Raw genomic sequence first — 16,976 nt, 5'->3', positions numbered from 1 at the left:
TTCCAAAAAGGCTCCGGGAGTTACGAAGAGTCGCCGGGGATTCCCTCGTCCGGGCACGCCAAGTGGCCCGCTCCCTCCGTGCGGTGCGGAGGGAGCGGACCTGGGTCCGCGCGCGCAATTCTTCTCTTCCGGCACTCCAGCCTGTCTGTGTCCACTCCCTTCCACGTTCCGAGGGTGCCTGGGTGAGGCGATCGACCCTGGGGAGGTGATCTACTGCTTCGGCGCGCCGACCAGCTTTCCTTCGGGCGAGACCGCGTACCAAGTGCCGCCTACGCCCTGGCCGTTGGTGTCCCCGGGAGCCTCGTCACCGGAGAAGGTGTAGATCGGCCAGCAGTCGAGAGCCATCTGCTTGATGCCGTCCGACCGGGTGAAGGGCATCAGGCCGTCCGAGTCGATGTTGATGCCCTTGGTGTCGGCCTCCTCGACCGGCGCGACCGCCGGCCACTTCTCCAGGCAGGCGCCGGTGCACGCGGAGATCGAGTCGGGCCATGCCGTGTCCTTGGTGAAGCGGTAGACCGTCAGGCCGTTCTTGTCGACGACGATCTCGCCGAGCTTCGCGTCCTTGCGGGTCGACAGGCCGGGCAGGTCGGCCAGGGTCGCCTTCTTGCCGGTGGGGGCCGACGCGAACCACGTACCGCCCACGGCCTGGCCGAGGGTGTCACCGGCCTTCGTGTCCTTCGCGTACCGGTACATCGGCCAGCCGCCGACGGTCAGCTGCTTGGTGCCGTCAGGCCGGGTGACCTCGCCGAGAAGCGCGGCGTCCACACCGGTGGCGGCCGTGGCACCGTCCGCCGGAACCGGCGGCCAAGCGGTGGCGCAGTCGCCCTCACAGGTCGTCTTCGGCGGCTCGGCCGTGTCCTTGTCGAAGCGGTAAAGGGTGAGCCCGGCGCTGTCGGTGATGACCTCGCCGAGCGTCGCGTTCTTCGCAATGGAGAGCGCACCCGCGGACTTCGCCTGGGTAGCGGCAGCGCCAACTCCGGCCGGGCTCGGGCTCGACAGTCCGTAGTCGCCCGCGGCCGCGGTGGCGCCGACGTTCTGGCCCACGGTCGACTGGGTGCCCTGTTCCTGACCGCACGCCGTCGTGAGCGCCAGCATGGCCGCAGCTGTCGCTACGAGCGAGGCGCTCCGCCAGGAGGTCTTCATTTGGTAACTCCCGCTGTCGCAATAGATGTTGCGGCGCCCTGCGGCACCGCGCATGGCCATAGGTACGGGCGGGAGTGGCGGGAATGTTCAACCACCTCTCAAATTTCTTTCCGAACCCTGTGTCCCGGCGGTCCCGCACCACGGATCGCACGCCCGTTCCCCTCCTTCGGCGTTTCCCGCTCAGCCCGTCAAACCGCCCGGCCGCGGACATCCTCCGTTCGGGGTAACCCTTCTCGGCCAGCTCCTACGCGGACCCGGAACGACCGATGATCGCCGTCGTGCATGGACCCAAGCGGACTTGGTCCGCCCTCGTCATACGGGCATTGGCGTTGCTGACGCTGGCCTGGATCCTCAGCGGAACCGCGGGGAGCCCGGCGGTCGCCGACTCCTGCGCGTACGCCTCCGTCGGTCCGGACGGCACCGGCGCGGTGGCGGTCGCCGGTAACGCCACCTGCCCGAGCCCGACGCCTCCCCCGCCGTGCCCCACCCCGACACCGACACCGACACCGACCCCCGAACCCCCGCCACCCCCCAAGCCGCCGCCTCCCCCCAAACCCACACCTACGCCCCCACCCACACCGGCGCCCGAACCGCCTCCACCCCCACCGCCCCCTCCAGCGCCTGCGCCACGGCCTGTCGCGCCGAAGCCGGTACCGGCGCCCACACCCCCACCGACGCAGCCGTCCACGCCGAAACCAACACCCACTCCGAGCGCCCGCCCCAAGCCGTCGCCGTCCCCGGTGAGTTATCCGGCGTACCACGCCCAGGCGAGGCGGCACCCGCCCCGCGGCGGACCGTCCCTGGTCTCGCTCACCCTGCTGATCACCGCGCCCGCGGTGCTCGCCGTCGCGGCGCTGCGCCCGCGCTGATTTCTGGAGGCATCCTTGTCGGAATGGCTTGTTCTCGCCCTCGCGATGGGCGCCGCATGCGTCGTCGTCCTCATCGTGGCCCTCGTACGCCATCGCACGGCCCGCGAGGACGAGGATCCGTCCGAGACCCCGGACGTCATCGAGTACATGACGATGATGATCGGCGTGGTCTACGCCATCGTTCTCGGCCTGGCCATCGCCGGTGTCTGGGAGGCCCGTGGCGTCGCCCAGGACCATGTGCAGACGGAGGCCCAGGCCCTGCACGAGATCTCGCAGCGGGTCCGCGTCTACCCGCCCGACGTGCGTGACCAGATCCGCGGAGACGTCGACGCGTATGTCGGCTACGTCGTCACCACCGAGTGGAAGACCATGGCGGACCAGGGCCGGGTGACCGTCAAGGGCGGCCGGCTCTTCGATCGCATCCGTGCGGACGTCACCGACTACGAGCCGAAGACGGACTTCGAGGCCCAGGCGTACCAGCCCCTCGTCGACCAGGTCACCGTGGCCGACGCCGCACGGAACTCCCGCGCCGACTCGACGGGGGCGACCATGCCGGGCGTGGTGTGGTTCGGTCTGACCACCGGCGGCGTGGTCACCGTGGGGATGGTCTTCGCGCTGCAGATCCGGCGCACCCTACGGGAGCTGATCCTCGCCGGGCTCTTCTCCTCGCTGATCGCCTTCCTGCTCTTCCTGATCTGGGACTTCGACGCGCCCTACAGCAGGGGGATCACGGCCTCCGCGGAGCCGTTCATGGCGCTGTTCCCGAACCTTCCCGGTTGACGGACCCTCAACAGGGGCTCCGCGGCAGGGTTACCCGGCCGGGGGACGGATGCCACGCCGCGTCCGTCCCCCTACTGCACGCACGCCGTCCCCTGTGCGGCCCACAGGGTTGCCCCATTCGCGCGACAGCGATCGCGCCCAGGCCCAGCCTTTCCTAGCGTTTCGATCATCGAGGTGCATTTCTGGCGCAAGCGGAAAAGGTCCGCAGCAAGGCTCCTCGGGGACCTGGAGACTCACCATGCGCGCGATACGCGTCGCTTCGGCCGCACTGCTGGGCGTCACCGCCCTGACCTTCACCGCACCCGCCGCCGTCGCCGGCGACGAGAACAACAACATCACCCCGTTCGGCTTCAGCGTGCAGCCCTCGACCATCGCCGCCGGCGGCCAGGTCTCACTGCTGCTGAAGAGAGACGGGGGCTGCCGGGGACGCGCCACGGTCACCTCGGGTGTCTTCGACACCGTCACCATCCAGCAGGGTCAGTCCTCGGCCACGGCCACGGTCGACTGGGACGCCAAACCGGGCGCCGTGTACGAGGTCACGTTCACGTGTGAGGGCGCGAGCGGTCACACGGATCTCACCATCGCCACCGGCCGTCAGGGCGACTCGACCCACTACCCCGTCCCCGTGCAACGGGGCGTCAGGGCCGGTGTCGGCGGCACCGTCGGCGGCTTCGACGCGAAGGAGATCGGCCTGGGAGCCGCGCTCATCGTGGGTTCCGTCGGCGCGGCGTGGTACATGTCGCGGCGCCGCACCGCGTCCGACGACTCCTGACGGCACAGCGCAGCCCTTCGCCCCGGACCCTTCAGAGAGGGTCCGGGGCGAAGGGCTGTCACGTGCGGTTTCCGAAGCGGAGGCCGGGTCAGATCCTCTTCTCTGACCTGCGCCGCATCCAGAACACCGCGCCGCCGGCGGCGGCAGCGGCCACGAGCCCGCCACCGATCGCCATGTCGGTGGGCGTGGCACCGCTGGACGTGCTGCCGCCGAGACCACCGCGGACACCACCGATGACGGTGAAGGCGGCAGGACGGGTCAGCGTGCCCGTCCCGCTGCAGTTGACCGAGATGTCGTACGAGCCGGGGCGCGCGTTCCGGTCGATGGTCGCCGTTCCGCTCGACGTCTCGTTGCTGCCGTTGATCGAGGAGAGGGTCGCCTGCCGGAACGCGGGCGAGGTCATGGTGCCGCCTCTGGGGCACCCGTCGACGGTCACGGTCAGCTGACCGCCGCTGGCGATGACACTGGGCATCGCGACGATGTTGCTCGGGTTGTTCCACGCAGCGGCCATCGGAGCGGCGAGCCCCACCGCGGCGACCGCGGCGGCACTGACCGCCAGGGCACGAGTAGTACGCATGTGATCCTCCGCGGAAGACGCCCCGGGAACCGTCCCCGGTCGATCGGCGAGAAAGCGCCTCCCAGACAGACCCTCAGATGCCGTGCACAGAGCCGCATTTCGAGAATGGTCCGTACTGGTGAGAAGACACGCCGAGAGAAATCCACACAATCGGATATTGCCGCAGGTCACGGACCGTCAGAAAATTCCTGGCCCTGGCAACTCGGATGGCTCACGAAGGGCGTACTCCACCACCCGTTCGCCTTTGCCCCGTCGCCCGCCGGGCGTGCTGGGCTTAGCGTTCTCATATGCGCGACGGACGCGGCGACGGCCGCGTCGAGAGGGGATTGCAAATGTCTGCGTCCGAGCTGGTCGAAGAGGAGGAGCAGCGGCAGAAGAAGCGCGCCCCGTGGGGCGTGATAGCGCTTGTTCTGCTGACCGGCCTCGCTCTGATTCGCAATGGTTCCGGTGAGTTCGACGTGGGCCCCCCGCAGCCCGCTTCGGCGGCGGCAGCGGACAGCAACCGCTCCCCGGGCGGCACCTTCTCGAATCTGCCGACCCCGCTGCCGTACTCCGTGGTCGACCGGGTCAGGATCCCGGCGATCCGGGTCGACGCGCCGGTCCTGCCGGTGGGCCTGGACCTGGACGGGTGGGTCGACGCGCCACCGCCCGACGACCCGAACCTCGCGGGCTGGTTCACCGGCGCTGTCTCACCCGGCGAGAAGGGCACGGCCGTGATCGACGGCCATGTGGACAACATGCGCGGGCCCGCCGTTTTCTACGGGCTCGGGGCGCTCAAAAAGGGAAATCGGATCGAGGTGCAGCGCAAGGACGGGAAGACCGCCGTATTCGAGATCTACGGCATCGAGGTCTTCGAGAAGAGCAACTTCCCCGGCGACCGGGTGTACGGCAGCAAGGGCGCCCCCGAATTGCGGGTCATCACCTGTGGGGGCGGTTTCTCCAAGCAGCACGGCTACGACGGAAACGTCGTCGTGTTCGCCCGCCTGGCCGAGGTTCGCTGAGCGTTCCCCGACCGGGCGGGCGAAAGCCCGTGGCGGCGGCCTAGGCGTACTGCCGTCGCGGCACGGTGATGTGATAGCCGGAATCCAGCAGCTGCGGCAGATAGCCGCGCAGCGCCCGTACGCTCTGCGAGCGGTCGCCGCCCGCGTCGTGCGAGAGCACCACGACGCCCGGGGCGGCACCGCCCTCGACCCGGTTGACGATGGTGCGGGTGCCCGGGGACGTCCAGTCGAGTGTGTCGACCGTCCAGGCCAGCGGCTCCATCCCCAGTTCCGCGCCGAGCTGGAAGGCCGGCCGGTTCCAGGCCCCGTACGGCGCGCGGAACCAGGTGGGCGGTTCACCGTAGGCGTCGTCGATGACCTCGCAGGTGCGCTCCATCTCGGAGTGGATCGCCGAGCGCGAGAGCTTGGTCAGCAGCGGATGGGACCAGGTGTGGTTGCCCACGATGTGTCCGTCGTCGGCCATCTCGCGCAGCAGGTCCTTGTTGTCGACGGCCATCTCCCCGCACACGAAGAACATCGCGCGCACGTCGTAGTCGCGCAGGGTCCTGAGGATGTCCGGGGTGTAGCGCGGATCGGGGCCGTCGTCGAAGGTCAGCACCATGCTGCGGCCGCGCCCGGACATGCGCAGGAACGGTTCGTGACGGACGAGGGCCCGCGCGGGCCTGGCGCGCGCCGGGCCGTAGCCGGTCATGGGCTGGAGGCGGTAGGCGGAGGGCTTGAGAGCACGGCGTGCCTGCGGGCCCGAGACGGGCGGGGCACTGCGTACCGGGGGTGTGGCCGGTTCGCCGGTGAGGAGCTGGGCCGCGCCCGCCGCACCGGCCGCCCCCAGGACGGCGGCACCGGCGATCAACGCCCGGCGCCGGGTAAGCAGCTGATCCTTTTTCATGACTCATCAGTCACCCAGTCGACGGGCGGCGCGGTTCAGCAACACCGGTACGGGCCCACGAAAGCACCCGATGGGACCATTTCGGCGGCGGCGCACCAATGGCCCCGCGAATTCGGGTCACCCGGGCCGCGGGTGCCCGCCTGTGTGGCTCCCGGACCTGGAGGTTCCGATAACCTCGCAGCCGTGACGGAACAGCAGCACTCGCAGGGGTTCGAGCGGGGCACGGACGGTCCCAAGGTCATTGTCGTCGGAGTGGACGGCTCCGACTCCTCGCTCCGCGCGATGGCTTACGCGGGAGGCCTGGCCCGGCGTCAGCGCGCGTTGCTCGCCGTCGTCTATGTCCAGCCCGTGATGGCGGCGGGCGCGGCGATGGGGGTGCCGATCGCCGAGACGACGGACGAGATCGCCGAGGATCTGATCGCTCAGATCCGGGAGTCCGCCGAGCGGGTCAAGGGCATATTCGAGGTGCGCTGGGAGTTCCACACCTTCCGCGGCGACCCGTACAACGGCCTGGTGACCGCGGCGGACCAGCTCAAAGCGGACGCCGTGGTGGTCGGCGCCTCCGAGCAGGCGGGTCACCGGATCGTGGGGTCCGTGGCGATCCGGCTGGTGAAGGCGGGACGCTGGCCGGTCACTGTCGTGCCGTAGCGGAGCGCCGGACACCGGAGGCCGGAACGGTGCGGCTACTCCCCCATCACCAGGCCGTCCTGGGCCGCGCCGCGGCTGAGGACGACGGACCGGATCCGGTCGCGTACGCCGGCGACGTCGGCCCCCTGTGCGAGAGCGGCGTTGAGGTCGACCACGCGGCCGGCGTCGAGGTCGAAGGCCTGCGGGATGAACTCGGCCTTCTTCACCTCCCACCGGCCGCCCTGGCGCGTGGGCGGGGCGAAGGTGAAGCGGCCGATGGTGCCTTCGTTGCCCCGCGGATCCAGGACGCCTTGGTAGTTGGACATCTCGCCGGCGATCTGGTCACCCATGCCGTAGATGACCCAGGTGCCGTTGACCTTCTCGTACGCCTGCGGGACATGGGCGTGCGTGCCGAGGATGAGGTCGATGTCGGGCCGCCCGTCCGTCCGGGAGGCGGTCAGCTGCCTGCTGAGCGACAGTTGCCGCTCGTCCGGCTCGTCCTGCCATTCGGTGCCCCAGTGCAGGGATACGACGACCACGTCGGCGCCCGCCTGCCGCGCTGCCCGGGCGTCCGCGACGATCCTGTCGGGGTCGATGAGGTTGACGGCCCAGGGCTGCCCCTGCGGAAGCGGAAAGCCGTTCGTGTCGTAGGTGTAGGCGAGATGCGCGACCTTGGCGCTGCCCGCCCGCATCACGGTGGCACCGCTCTCGGCCTCCGTGCGCGCCGAGCCGGCGTGCCGCACACCCGCGCGGTCGAGCGCGTCCAGGGTGCGCCGGATCCCCTCGGCTCCGTCGTCCAGGGTGTGGTTGGAGGCCGTGGAGCAGGCGTCGTAGCCGGTCGCGGCGAGCCCCTCGGCCACCTGCGGCGGGGACTTGAAGGTCGGGTAGCCCGTGTAGTCGCCGTCCGCGCCGTACACGGTCTCCATGTGACAGATCGCCAGACCGGCGCCGGACACGACGGGCTGGACGCCGGCGAACATCGGCCGGAAGTCGTATCCGTTGCCGCCCGCGTCCGCCTGCGCCCTCTCGATGATCGAGGTGTGCGGCAGTACGTCACCGGAGGCGACGAGGGTGAATCCGCGAGGGTCGGCGGGTGCCGCGGGCTGCCCGCTCCGCCGGGCCGGCGGGTCCTGGGCGGCCTGACAGCCCGTCACGACGAGTACGGCCGCGATGGCCAGGGTGGTCTGTCGCCTGCGTGTGGTCATACCCAGCCCCGATGCAGTCATATTTACGTATGAAGTGACACGCATCCACGTACACGGGCAGCCAGGAGTCAAGGAGCAACGCACACCTTCAGCCCGTCCGGCGTCCGAGGACGAGCCCTTCGGACGAAGAGTGTCCGGGGGCACAGTCCCCGGCAACGAGCAGCAGCCACAGCCCCGATGAACCGCTCACCGCACCGTTCACCGACTGCTTCGACCGCCCACCGCAGAACCGTGCGCCGCCCCTGTCCTGACGGAGCGGCACCGGCTGGCATACACGCCATGACGGCCGGAACCACCACCATCACCCGCGGAACGACCGCCGAGCACGAGCTGGCCGAACTCCAGCGCGAGCACGGCCGGCCCCTCTTCGCGCTGCTCCTGCGGCTCTCCGACGGCGACCGGCAGCGCGCCGAGGATCTGGTGCAGGAGACCTTCGTACGGGCCTGGCAGAACCCCGAGGCGCTGCGTGCCGACGCCTTCGACTCCGTACGCCCCTGGCTGCTCACCGTCGCCAGGCGGCTGGCGATCGACGCGCGGCGGGCCCGCCAGGCGCGCCCTGCGGAGGTCGGGGACGCGGTGCTGGAAAGCGCGCGCGTCTGCGCCGATCACGCCGAAAGGTCCGCGGCGACGCTCGATGTGCGGGAGGCTGTGAAGACACTCACTCCCGAGCACCGTGAAGTCCTGGTGCTGGTGTACTTCCAAGGGGCGAGTGTGGCGGAGGCCGCGGCGGCGCTCGGGATTCCGCCCGGTACGGTGAAGTCCCGCGCCTATTACGCGCTCCGCGCCCTGCGCCGGGTACTTCCGGGATACGCGGCCGACCTGCGGTGAAACCAAAGGTCGAGTCAAATTTCGGTAAATCGCCTGCCGAGGACCATGGTTGAGCAATCTGCTGTCTTCATCCATGTTCCGGACCGGGGCCGGGGGTCGGGCTACGCGCACGCACCGGAGGAAGGCAGGAAGGGATGCTGCACAGAGGTCAAGAGAGCACGGACGGCACCGGAGGCGGAGAACTCACCGTCCCCATGGCGTGGTTGTACGCCGAGTACATCGCCGACGAACTGCTGCGGACCGGCGACCTGATGCCGCCCACATCCTTCGAGTTCCGCGCGGGGCGGGATGCCCTGGCGCTGACCATCTTCCTGTCCGACGCGGGCGGTGAGCTCTCCGGCATCAGGGTCATCACTCAGCTGGAGACCTGGCTTTCGCTGACGGCGTACGACCAGCCTTGGCGGGACTGGGTGCGAGAGCACATGGCGCGGCTCGCGGCGCAGGCCGTCGACTCGGGTGCACCGGACCCGGACCTGGAGCTGGCCTCGGCGGCCTGGCGCTGGCTGGAGGAGACCGAACTGCTCGCCCCCGACCTGGACGCCGTGCCTGGTGGCGGGCCCGTCCCGGGCGAGGACGACGGTCCGAAGGTGTGGACGCCGGCCTGGCGACTGGGGCTGCCGCTGGGGCATCTGGCGATCCATCTCTTCTGACCGTCCGCACCGCACGCCAAACTTTTCTGTGCCCGCACCAATCCGCGGGCCCTCTCGCTCCGAACGTCCTGGTCGTCATTCCGAACGAGTCTTGAGTGATTCGGCGGTCTGGTGCGTACCGGTGGGCAACAGCAACACCACCCCCACCCCGCACCATCACCCCCAATCGCCACGAGGATTCGGTATCGGTATGAGGTCCCTGGAACGGCATCGCGACGTCGGCGCATACGCGCTCGGCGTGCTGAATGAAGCGGACGCCTTCCGCTTCGAGGATCACCTCATGGAGTGCCCTCAGTGCGCCGCCCATGTGAGTGAATTCCGGCCCGCGGCACGGCAGTTGATGCTGTACCGCCGGTCAACCCCGCGCTCGGTGCACCCCTTCGCCGCCCCGGGGCCCCGGCTGCTCGACCGGCTGCTCGGTGAGGTGGCGAACCGGCACAAGGCCGGGCGCCGACGGTGGCTGTACGCCGTTGCCGCCTCCGTGGTGTTCGCGGCGGGCGGGCCCGCGATCGCGATCGTCACGGCGGACGGTTCCCCGACCACGCAGGTCGCCGCGACGGACGCGCAGACCGGTGTGTGGGCCCAGGTCACGTCCGAGGACCGGGTCTGGGGCAGCCAGGTCGATGTGCAGGTCAAGGACGCGGCGGGACCGCGCTCCTGTCAGCTCATCGCGATCGGCAAGGACGGTTCCGAGCAGACGGTGACGAGCTGGATGGCGCAGGGCGACAGCGGCAAGGCCACCAGCATGCAGGGCGGCGCCGCGTTGCAGTCCAAGGAGATCAGCCGGTTCGAGGTGCGCACGACGGACGGCGAGCACCTGGTGACGCTCGACGCGGGCACCGGCAGCTGACGTCAGGACCAGCCGGTGCGGGGCTACTTGAGGAGCCTTGACATCCGGCGGTCCGCGAGCGGCTTCCCGCCCGTCTGGCAGGTCGGGCAGTACTGGAGCGAGGAGTCACTGAAGGACACCTCGCGGATGGTGTCGCCGCACACCGGGCAGGGCTCCCCCGCTCTGCCGTGCACCCGCAGTCCGCTCTTCTTCTCCTTCTTCAGACGCCCGGCGGCCAGTCCGTGGGAGCGCTCCACGGCTTCGGTGAGCGTGGAGCGCAGCGCCGCGTACAGGCGGCCGGTCTCCTCGGGGTTCAGCGTGGCGGCGAGCTTGAAGGGCGACATTTTGGCGGCGTGCAGGATCTCGTCGCTGTACGCGTTCCCCACGCCCGCGATCAGGCTCTGGTCGCGCAGCGCGCCCTTCAGCTGGCGCCGCTCGCCTGCCAGCAGCTTGGCGAACCGCGCCTCGTCGAAATCGTCGGCGAGCGGGTCGGGGCCCAGGCGTGCGACGCCGGGGATCTCCGCCGGGTCCCGTACGACATACACGGCGAGCTTCTTCTGGGTGCCGGCCTCGGTGAGGTCGAAGCCCTCGCCGGTCTCCAGGGCGACGCGCAGCGCGAGAGGGCCTTTGCCGGGGCGGGGCGGCCCGTCGGGCAGGGTGTCCTTCCAGTGCAGCCAGCCCGCGCGGGCCAGGTGCGTCACGAAGTGCAGCCCGTCGGCCTCGATGTCGAGGAACTTGCCGTGCCGGTGCACGGCCGTGACCTCGCGGCCCTCGAAGGCGCTGACGGGAGGGTCGTACGTCTTCAGGACGCTGATGGCGACGGGCAGCACCCGCACGACCTCACGGCCGACGAGGTGGTCGGCCAGGAAGTCCTTCAGCGCTTCGACCTCGGGCAGTTCCGGCATACGTCCAGAGTGCCACTCGGCACCTACATCACGATGTGGACCGGTGGTCAGTCCCGTTCCGGAACGATGAACTCGCACCATACGCACTTGCCGCCGCCGCGGGCCTCCACGCCCCAGACGTCGGTGAGCCGGTCGACGAGGAGGAGGCCGCGGCCCGAGACGCCGGACTCACCGGCCTCGCGGCGGCGTGGCAGGGCGCTGGAGGAGTCCTCGACCTCGACGCGCAGCCGGCGGTCGGTGCCCGTCAGGACCCGCAGGGTGACGATCGCGGGGCCCTCGGTGTGCATCAGGGCGTTGGTGATCACCTCGTCGGCGACCAGCTCGATCTCGTCGGCGCGCTCCGCCGCGCCCCAGGCGGTGACGGCGGCCCGGATCATGTGCCGGGCCGCGGTGAGCGCCTCCGGGTCACCGGCGGCGACATGCTGCTGGAGGCGTCCGCCGGTCTGCTGGGCGGTGAGGGTGCGGCGGCGCAGGAGCAGCAGCGCGACGTCGTCGTCGCCGCCGCGGTCCTCGGCCACGTCGATCAGCCGGTCGGCGAGGTCATGGACGTCGTCAGGGCCCGTGCGAACGAGCGCCTGGAGGGTGCGCATGCCTTCGTCGAGGTCGATGCCCGGCTGTTCGACCAGGCCGTCGGTGTACATCAGCAGGGTCTGGCCGGGGTCCAGCTCGAAGGTGCCGACCGGGTATTCGAGGCGCCCGAACTCGGCGGACAGGCCGAGCGGCAGTCCTCCTTCCACGGGCAGCCGGTAGCAGCTGCCGTCGGTCCGCCGGACCAGCGGGTCGATGTGGCCGGCCCGGACCAGCTGGACGACACCGGTGGACATGTCGGCCTCCGCGTACAGGCAGGTGGCGAAGCGCTGGGTGTCGAGTTCCTTCAGAAAGACCGAGGCGCGGGCCATCACGGTGGCCGGGGTGTGGCCCTCGGCGGCGTAGGCGCGCAGCACGATGCGCAGCTGGCCCATGACGGCGGCCGCGTGCGTGTCATGGCCCTGGACGTCGCCGATGACGGCGCCGACGCGACCGCCGGGCAGCGGGATCACGTCGTACCAGTCGCCGCCGATGTCCCGGCCGAGGGAGGCGGAGCGGTAGCGGACGGCGATTTCGGCGCCGGGCACGCTGGGGATGGAGCGCGGCAGCATGGCCTGCTGGAGGCCCTGGGCGAGGTCCTTCTCCTGCTCGTAGAACATGGCCCGCTGGAGGCTCTGCGCGATGCTGCTGCCGAGCGCGAGGAGGACATTGCGGTCCTCCTCCGAGAAGCCGTGCCGGTCGTCGTAGAGCAGGCCGATCGCGCCGATGGGCCGGGCCTGCACGATGAGCGGCAGATACGCGGCCGAGGTGATCTTCAGGTCGGTGATGTGCGGCCACAGGAGCGGGTACGACTCGGCGAACTCCTCCGGTGACTCGATGAAGTGCGGTACGAGGGTCCGTACGACCTCGTTCATCGGGTACTGCGCGTCGATGCGCGTGATCCGGGTGCCTGGCACGTAGCTGTCCTCGGGGCCCGCGGCGACCATGTTGATGCGCCCCGCCTCCACCAGGCCCATGACCAGGCTCGTCGCCCCGAGGTGGGTGATGCCGTGGGTGTCGTCCAGGGCGTCGATGACGTCCTGGACGGTGCGGGCGTGGGCCAGTGCCGCCGTGGTGATCTGTACGACGCTCGTCTGCTGGCGGCGGACCTGGTCCTGGGCGGCCTGCTCACGGCGCGCCGCGCGCTCGCTCAGCTCCTGTGTGGCGTCCCGGAGGATGCCGATGATCCGGCGGGGTCTGCCGGTCTCGTCGCGGCGGATGTAGCCCTGGGTGTGGGTCCAGCGCAGGGAGCCGTCCCGGGTGCGGATGCGGAAGTAGGCGCCGTAGTTCTCGCTGCCGTCCTTGAGTGCCTGGGAGACCAGGGTGTCCAGGCGGATGCCCTCCACCGGAGGCACACGTATGGCCAGGGTCTCCGGGTTCCCGTCATATTCCTCGGGAAGCAGGTCGAAGACCTCGTGGGCCTGGGCGTCCATCTGGAACAGACCGGCGTCCAGGTCCCAGTCGAAGCTGCCCATGCGGTTGAGCGCCAGGATCGGATCCGGGTGGGCAGGCCAGTCGTCCGGGAGTGACAGGGCGCTCGCTCCCCGATCAACCATGTGGCCACTTTGTCAGGATTTGCCGGATTATTCGACCGCGGTGAGTTACGGGGTGCCCGGCGCCGGGCACCCTCGCCGAGCCGACGCTCAACCGCCGGACACGTCGGTCGCGGCGTCGAAAACGCTGTCCGAGGTGGTCGGCTCGTCGGGAATCATCCCGCCGCCGTCCGGCACATCGGGACTGTCCGGGACGGTGTCGGGGCCGACCTCCTCGCTCGATGTCGTCGAGTCCAGCGGGGCGGACTGCTCGTCGGGGGTGCCGGGCTCGTCCGGCGTGGTGAGGTCTTCGGTGGTCGAGGGATCCTCGGGCGTGGACCGGTCGGGAGTGATCGTCTCCGTCTCCGTTCCCGTCTCCGTCCGCGTCTCCGGAGAGGTGCTCTCGTCCGAGGGGGTCAGGGTGCTTCCGGGATCCGTCGTGGGCGGGGCGGTGACGCTGGCCGTGGCGCAGTCCGCGGGTTCGGCCGGAGTGCGGTCGGACGGGTCGGCCGGAGCGCTCTCGGTCTCCCCCGGTGTCACCGTCACGATCGGAGTCACGCAGTCGGACGCCGACTCCTCCGGCCGGGCGCCGTCCTCCCTCGGGTGACCGCCCGAGGACGAGTCCTCGGGATCCGGGGACCGTGTCCAGTCGTCCGGTCGCGGTACGGCGTGGTCGTGGCGACCGTCGTCGCCGATCCGTCGCTCGATCCAGGTGTTGTCGACGATGTTGATGATCGTGATGTTGGTGATGGCTGTGGACGCCGGGGCCACGACGACAACGTCGGCGGTCCGGTACCCGGACCAGGCCTGTCCGTGGGTGCCCGGGGACCGCTCGGAGTCGACAGGCGGCTTCAGCGGGTTTCCGCAGGCACAGCGGACGCGCGGCACCCCCCGGTTGTCGACGAGCACGGCGGTACCCGCCTGAAGGACCGACTGGCGACCGGTCGCCCGCTCACCGCTGAACCCATGGTTCGTGACCCGCGTGTCCGCCCGCAGCACGACCGAGGTCAGACCCCGCAGATAGCTCGGGAGGGAAACCTGGGAGACGCCGGTGACCTGCGCGAAGGCGCGAGCCTTGGTGCGGTCGGCGGTGAGGAGGGCGATCTGCCGCTCCACGTCGCAGCTGCCGACGGAGTGGACGCCGCCGTAGAGGCCAGGCGTGGACCCCGAGAGGGAGCGTGCGCTCCGGGTGGCGGAGGCGTTTTTGGTGGGGGCCGGTTGCGGCGTTCGGGTGACGGGGGGCGGGGGCGTGGGGGAACCGGCGGTGGAGTCCGTGAAGGGAGCGTCCCCCTGGGCCGCGACCGGCTCCAGGAACAGCTCACCGCCGGATCCGCCGGACGCCTGGTCCCCGTCGCTGTCGCCGCCGCACCCGGCGACGAGGAACGCCGCCGAGAGCGCGCAGGCCGTGACGAGGGTTCTGGTGGGTATGCGCACCACGTTCTCCCGTCCATCCCGGGCAGTTCGTCCACCATTGTCTGCGTCACCCACTTGGGCCACGCAAGCGGAGGCGGTCACCCAGCGTCACACTGGCAGGGAGAGGAGCTCGCGCGTCGTGGAGTGGTTCGTCGCACCCGAGTACTGGCTGAGCCGGCTGGTCTTCCAGCGGGCGCTCGCCGTGCTGTACCTCGTCGCGTTCCTGGGCGCGGCGTTGCAGTTCCGCGCGCTCATCGGGGAGCGCGGGATGCTGCCGGTGCCCCGCTTCGTGGCCCGGATGCCGTTCCGCCGGGCGCCGAGCGTGTTCCAACTGCGCTACTCGGACCGTTTCTTCGCGGCCTGGTCCTGGACGGGCTGCGCGGTGTCGGTGGCACTGATCGCGGGCCTGGACTCGCAACTGCCGCTCTGGGGCGGCATGTTGCTGTGGTTCGTCCCGTGGGTGATGTACCTGTCCATCGTCAACGTCGGTCAGACCTGGTACGCGTTCGGCTGGGAGTCGCTGCTCCTGGAGGTGGGCTTCCTCGCTGTCTTTCTCGGCAACGACGAGGTGGCTCCGCCGATCGTCGTCCTCTTCCTGCTGCGCTGGGTGCTGTTCCGCGTCGAGTTCGGCGCCGGGCTGATCAAGATGCGAGGCGACGCTTGCTGGCGGAAGCTGACCTGCCTCGAATACCACCACGAGACCCAGCCGATGCCGGGCCCGCTGAGCTGGTTCTTCCACCACCTTCCCAAGCCCTTCCACCGGGTCGAGGTGGCCGCCAACCACGTCACCCAACTGGCCGTCCCCGTGCTGCTGTTCACCCCGCAGCCGATCGCCACGGCCGCCGCCTCACTGATGATCCTCACGCAGCTGTGGCTGATCCTCTCCGGCAACTTCTCCTGGCTGAACTGGATCACGATCGTGCTGGCCCTGCCGGCGGTCGAGTTCCCCACCACCGCACCGGAGGTGTCCGGGGCACCCCGCTGGTACGAGGTCGTGGTCCTCGCCGTGGCCGCGGCGCTGCTGGCACTCAGCTACCATCCCGTCCGCAACATGCTCTCCCGGCGCCAGGTCATGAACCGCTCCTTCGACCCGCTCCATCTGGTCAACAGCTATGGAGCGTTCGGCAGTGTCAGCAGAGTGCGCCACGAGGTGATCGTCGAGGGCACGGCGGACGAGCTGCCGCGGGAGGACTCGGACTGGCGAGAGTACGAGTTCAGGGGCAAGCCGGGCGATCCGCGCCACTGGCCGCGCCAGTTCGCGCCGTACCATCTGCGGCTCGACTGGATGATGTGGTTCGCGGCGCTCTCCCCCGCGTATGCCGAGTCCTGGTTCGCGGGTCTCGTGGAGCGGCTCCTGGAGAACGACCGGGACACACTACGACTGTTGCGCCGCTCTCCGTTCCCCGCCGACTCCCCGCCCCGCTATGTCCGCGCGAGCCTCTACCGTTACCGCTACACCACCTGGCGCGAGCTGCGGGAGTCGGGCGCGTGCTGGCACCGGACGTACGTGCGGGAGTTTCTGCCCCCGACGCGGCTCGATTCGGTGGCTCAGAGACGGTAGACGCGGGTGGCGGTTCCCGCGAAGACCTGCTCACGCTCGTCATCACCAAGGCCAGCGGTCAACTCCTGTGCAGCCTCGGCCACTTGGCCGTAGGTTGCCGCCAGGATGCACACCGGCCAGTCGGAGCCGAACATCAGGCGGCGGGGGCCGAAAGCGTCCAGCACGGTGTCCGCGTACGGGCGCAGGTCCTCGGACGTCCATTTCGCGGGGTCCGCCTCCGTCACCATGCCCGAGAGCTTGCACACCGTGTTGGGCCGTGCGGCGAGAGCACGCACATCGGATGCCCACGGTTCGAGCGCACCGGCGGCAATGGGCGGCTTGCCCACATGGTCCAGTACGAAGGTGAGTTCGGGCAGCGCCGCCGCCACCTCGGCACAAGAGGGCAGCTGGTGGGGCTGGACGATCAGGTCGTAGACGAGCCCCGCCTCCGCGACGGCGGCCAGTCCCCGCCGTACGTCCGGACGCAGCAGCCACTGGGGGTCCAGCTCACCCTGGACCTGATGGCGAATGCCCTTGAGATACCGGCCGCCCGGCAACTCCCGCAGCCGCGCGAGCTCGTCGGCGACCTCGGGCGCGGTCAGGTCGGTCCATCCGACCACTCCCCCGATCAACTCGTTCTCCGCCGCCAGGGCGAGGAACTCCGGGGTCTCGGCCGCCACGGTGATCGTCTGCACGAGGACCGTGCGGTCGACCCCGGCGGCCCGCGCCTCCGGTTCGAGGTCCGCGATGGTGAAGTTCCGGCGCAGGGGCTGGAGTTCGGGTCCGGTGATCCAGTCCTGGTCCCGTACGGAGAGGTCCCAGACGTGGTGGTGGGCGTCGACGACGGTCACG

The 16,976-nt window shown here is 70.2% G+C and carries 17 protein-coding genes; 9 read left to right on the top strand and 8 right to left on the bottom strand.

The features are described 5' to 3' along the window. Positions 1 to 210 precede the first annotated feature (210 nt). Positions 211 to 1,143 carry an SCO0930 family lipoprotein gene (locus tag AB0N66_RS22140; RefSeq protein WP_365437693.1) on the bottom strand — a complete coding sequence of 311 codons (933 nt, stop codon included), beginning with the start codon at positions 1,141 to 1,143 and terminating at the stop codon, positions 211 to 213. Positions 1,144 to 1,883: 740 nt separating this feature from the next. Between AB0N66_RS22140 and AB0N66_RS22135 the strand changes: the two genes are divergently transcribed. From AB0N66_RS22135 to AB0N66_RS22125, 3 genes are all read left to right on the top strand, one after another. Continuing rightward, on the top strand, positions 1,884 to 2,012 hold the full coding sequence (locus tag AB0N66_RS22135) for a hypothetical protein (protein ID WP_365437690.1): 129 nt from the start codon (positions 1,884 to 1,886) through the stop codon (positions 2,010 to 2,012). A gap of 15 nt (positions 2,013 to 2,027) precedes the next feature. Further along, entirely contained in the window at positions 2,028 to 2,792 is a 765-nt protein-coding gene (locus tag AB0N66_RS22130; protein ID WP_365437687.1) for a hypothetical protein, read from the top strand. 238 nt (positions 2,793 to 3,030) lie between these two features. Then, on the top strand, positions 3,031 to 3,564 hold the full coding sequence (locus AB0N66_RS22125; RefSeq protein WP_365437684.1) for a hypothetical protein: 534 nt from the start codon (positions 3,031 to 3,033) through the stop codon (positions 3,562 to 3,564). Positions 3,565 to 3,652: 88 nt separating this feature from the next. Here AB0N66_RS22125 and AB0N66_RS22120 read toward each other — a convergent pair whose 3' ends face one another. After that, the gene (locus AB0N66_RS22120; RefSeq protein WP_365437681.1) at positions 3,653 to 4,141 is read right to left on the bottom strand and encodes a hypothetical protein; all 489 of its coding nucleotides are present in this window, start codon (positions 4,139 to 4,141) and stop codon (positions 3,653 to 3,655) included. A gap of 332 nt (positions 4,142 to 4,473) precedes the next feature. Here AB0N66_RS22120 and AB0N66_RS22115 point away from each other — a divergent pair, with 332 nt between their 5' ends. Beyond that, positions 4,474 to 5,142 carry a class F sortase gene (locus tag AB0N66_RS22115; protein ID WP_365437678.1) on the top strand — a complete coding sequence of 223 codons (669 nt, stop codon included), beginning with the start codon at positions 4,474 to 4,476 and terminating at the stop codon, positions 5,140 to 5,142. 40 nt (positions 5,143 to 5,182) lie between these two features. On the opposite strand, the gene AB0N66_RS22110 is transcribed toward AB0N66_RS22115, so the two are convergent. Next, entirely contained in the window at positions 5,183 to 6,028 is an 846-nt protein-coding gene (locus tag AB0N66_RS22110; protein WP_365437675.1) for a polysaccharide deacetylase family protein, read from the bottom strand. A 183-nt stretch (positions 6,029 to 6,211) separates the two neighbouring features. Here AB0N66_RS22110 and AB0N66_RS22105 point away from each other — a divergent pair, with 183 nt between their 5' ends. Next, positions 6,212 to 6,676, top strand: coding sequence for a universal stress protein (locus AB0N66_RS22105; RefSeq protein WP_365437672.1), 465 nt, complete (start codon positions 6,212 to 6,214; stop codon positions 6,674 to 6,676). Between the two features lie 35 nt (positions 6,677 to 6,711). Here AB0N66_RS22105 and AB0N66_RS22100 read toward each other — a convergent pair whose 3' ends face one another. Further along, positions 6,712 to 7,860, bottom strand: a complete 1,149-nt coding sequence (locus AB0N66_RS22100; RefSeq protein ID WP_365437669.1) for a CapA family protein — start codon at positions 7,858 to 7,860, stop codon at positions 6,712 to 6,714. 279 nt (positions 7,861 to 8,139) lie between these two features. Here AB0N66_RS22100 and AB0N66_RS22095 point away from each other — a divergent pair, with 279 nt between their 5' ends. The 3 genes from AB0N66_RS22095 (at position 8,140) to AB0N66_RS22085 (ending at position 10,188) form a co-directional block, all read left to right on the top strand. Continuing rightward, entirely contained in the window at positions 8,140 to 8,688 is a 549-nt protein-coding gene (locus tag AB0N66_RS22095; protein WP_365437667.1) for a sigma-70 family RNA polymerase sigma factor, read from the top strand. Positions 8,689 to 8,822: 134 nt separating this feature from the next. Beyond that, entirely contained in the window at positions 8,823 to 9,338 is a 516-nt protein-coding gene (locus AB0N66_RS22090) for a hypothetical protein (RefSeq protein WP_365437664.1), read from the top strand. A 190-nt stretch (positions 9,339 to 9,528) separates the two neighbouring features. Further along, complete coding sequence (locus AB0N66_RS22085) at positions 9,529 to 10,188, top strand: zf-HC2 domain-containing protein (protein ID WP_365437661.1); 660 nt, start codon at positions 9,529 to 9,531, stop codon at positions 10,186 to 10,188. A 23-nt stretch (positions 10,189 to 10,211) separates the two neighbouring features. Here AB0N66_RS22085 and AB0N66_RS22080 read toward each other — a convergent pair whose 3' ends face one another. The 3 genes from AB0N66_RS22080 to AB0N66_RS22070 form a co-directional block, all read right to left on the bottom strand. Beyond that, entirely contained in the window at positions 10,212 to 11,072 is an 861-nt protein-coding gene (locus AB0N66_RS22080) for a DNA-formamidopyrimidine glycosylase family protein (protein WP_365437658.1), read from the bottom strand. A 47-nt stretch (positions 11,073 to 11,119) separates the two neighbouring features. Further along, entirely contained in the window at positions 11,120 to 13,195 is a 2,076-nt protein-coding gene (locus AB0N66_RS22075) for a SpoIIE family protein phosphatase (RefSeq protein ID WP_365437655.1), read from the bottom strand. An 87-nt stretch (positions 13,196 to 13,282) separates the two neighbouring features. After that, positions 13,283 to 14,605: a DUF6777 domain-containing protein gene (locus AB0N66_RS22070; protein WP_365437652.1), complete on the bottom strand. Its 1,323-nt coding sequence runs from the start codon at positions 14,603 to 14,605 to the stop codon at positions 13,283 to 13,285. A 118-nt stretch (positions 14,606 to 14,723) separates the two neighbouring features. On the opposite strand from AB0N66_RS22070, the gene AB0N66_RS22065 reads away from it, so the two are divergent. Continuing rightward, positions 14,724 to 16,145: a lipase maturation factor family protein gene (locus tag AB0N66_RS22065; RefSeq protein WP_365437649.1), complete on the top strand. Its 1,422-nt coding sequence runs from the start codon at positions 14,724 to 14,726 to the stop codon at positions 16,143 to 16,145. Here the strand turns inward: AB0N66_RS22065 and AB0N66_RS22060 are convergent. Next, on the bottom strand, positions 16,133 to 16,975 hold the full coding sequence (locus AB0N66_RS22060; RefSeq protein ID WP_365437646.1) for an amidohydrolase family protein: 843 nt from the start codon (positions 16,973 to 16,975) through the stop codon (positions 16,133 to 16,135). The genes AB0N66_RS22065 and AB0N66_RS22060 overlap by 13 nt on opposite strands. Position 16,976 lies beyond the last annotated feature (1 nt).

Source organism: Streptomyces sp. NPDC093544 (assembly GCF_040683495.1).
Classification (GTDB): Bacteria; Actinomycetota; Actinomycetes; order Streptomycetales; family Streptomycetaceae; genus Streptomyces.
The sequence above is the reverse complement of the archived record's forward strand: the minus strand, read 5'-3'. Positions and strand labels throughout refer to the sequence as shown.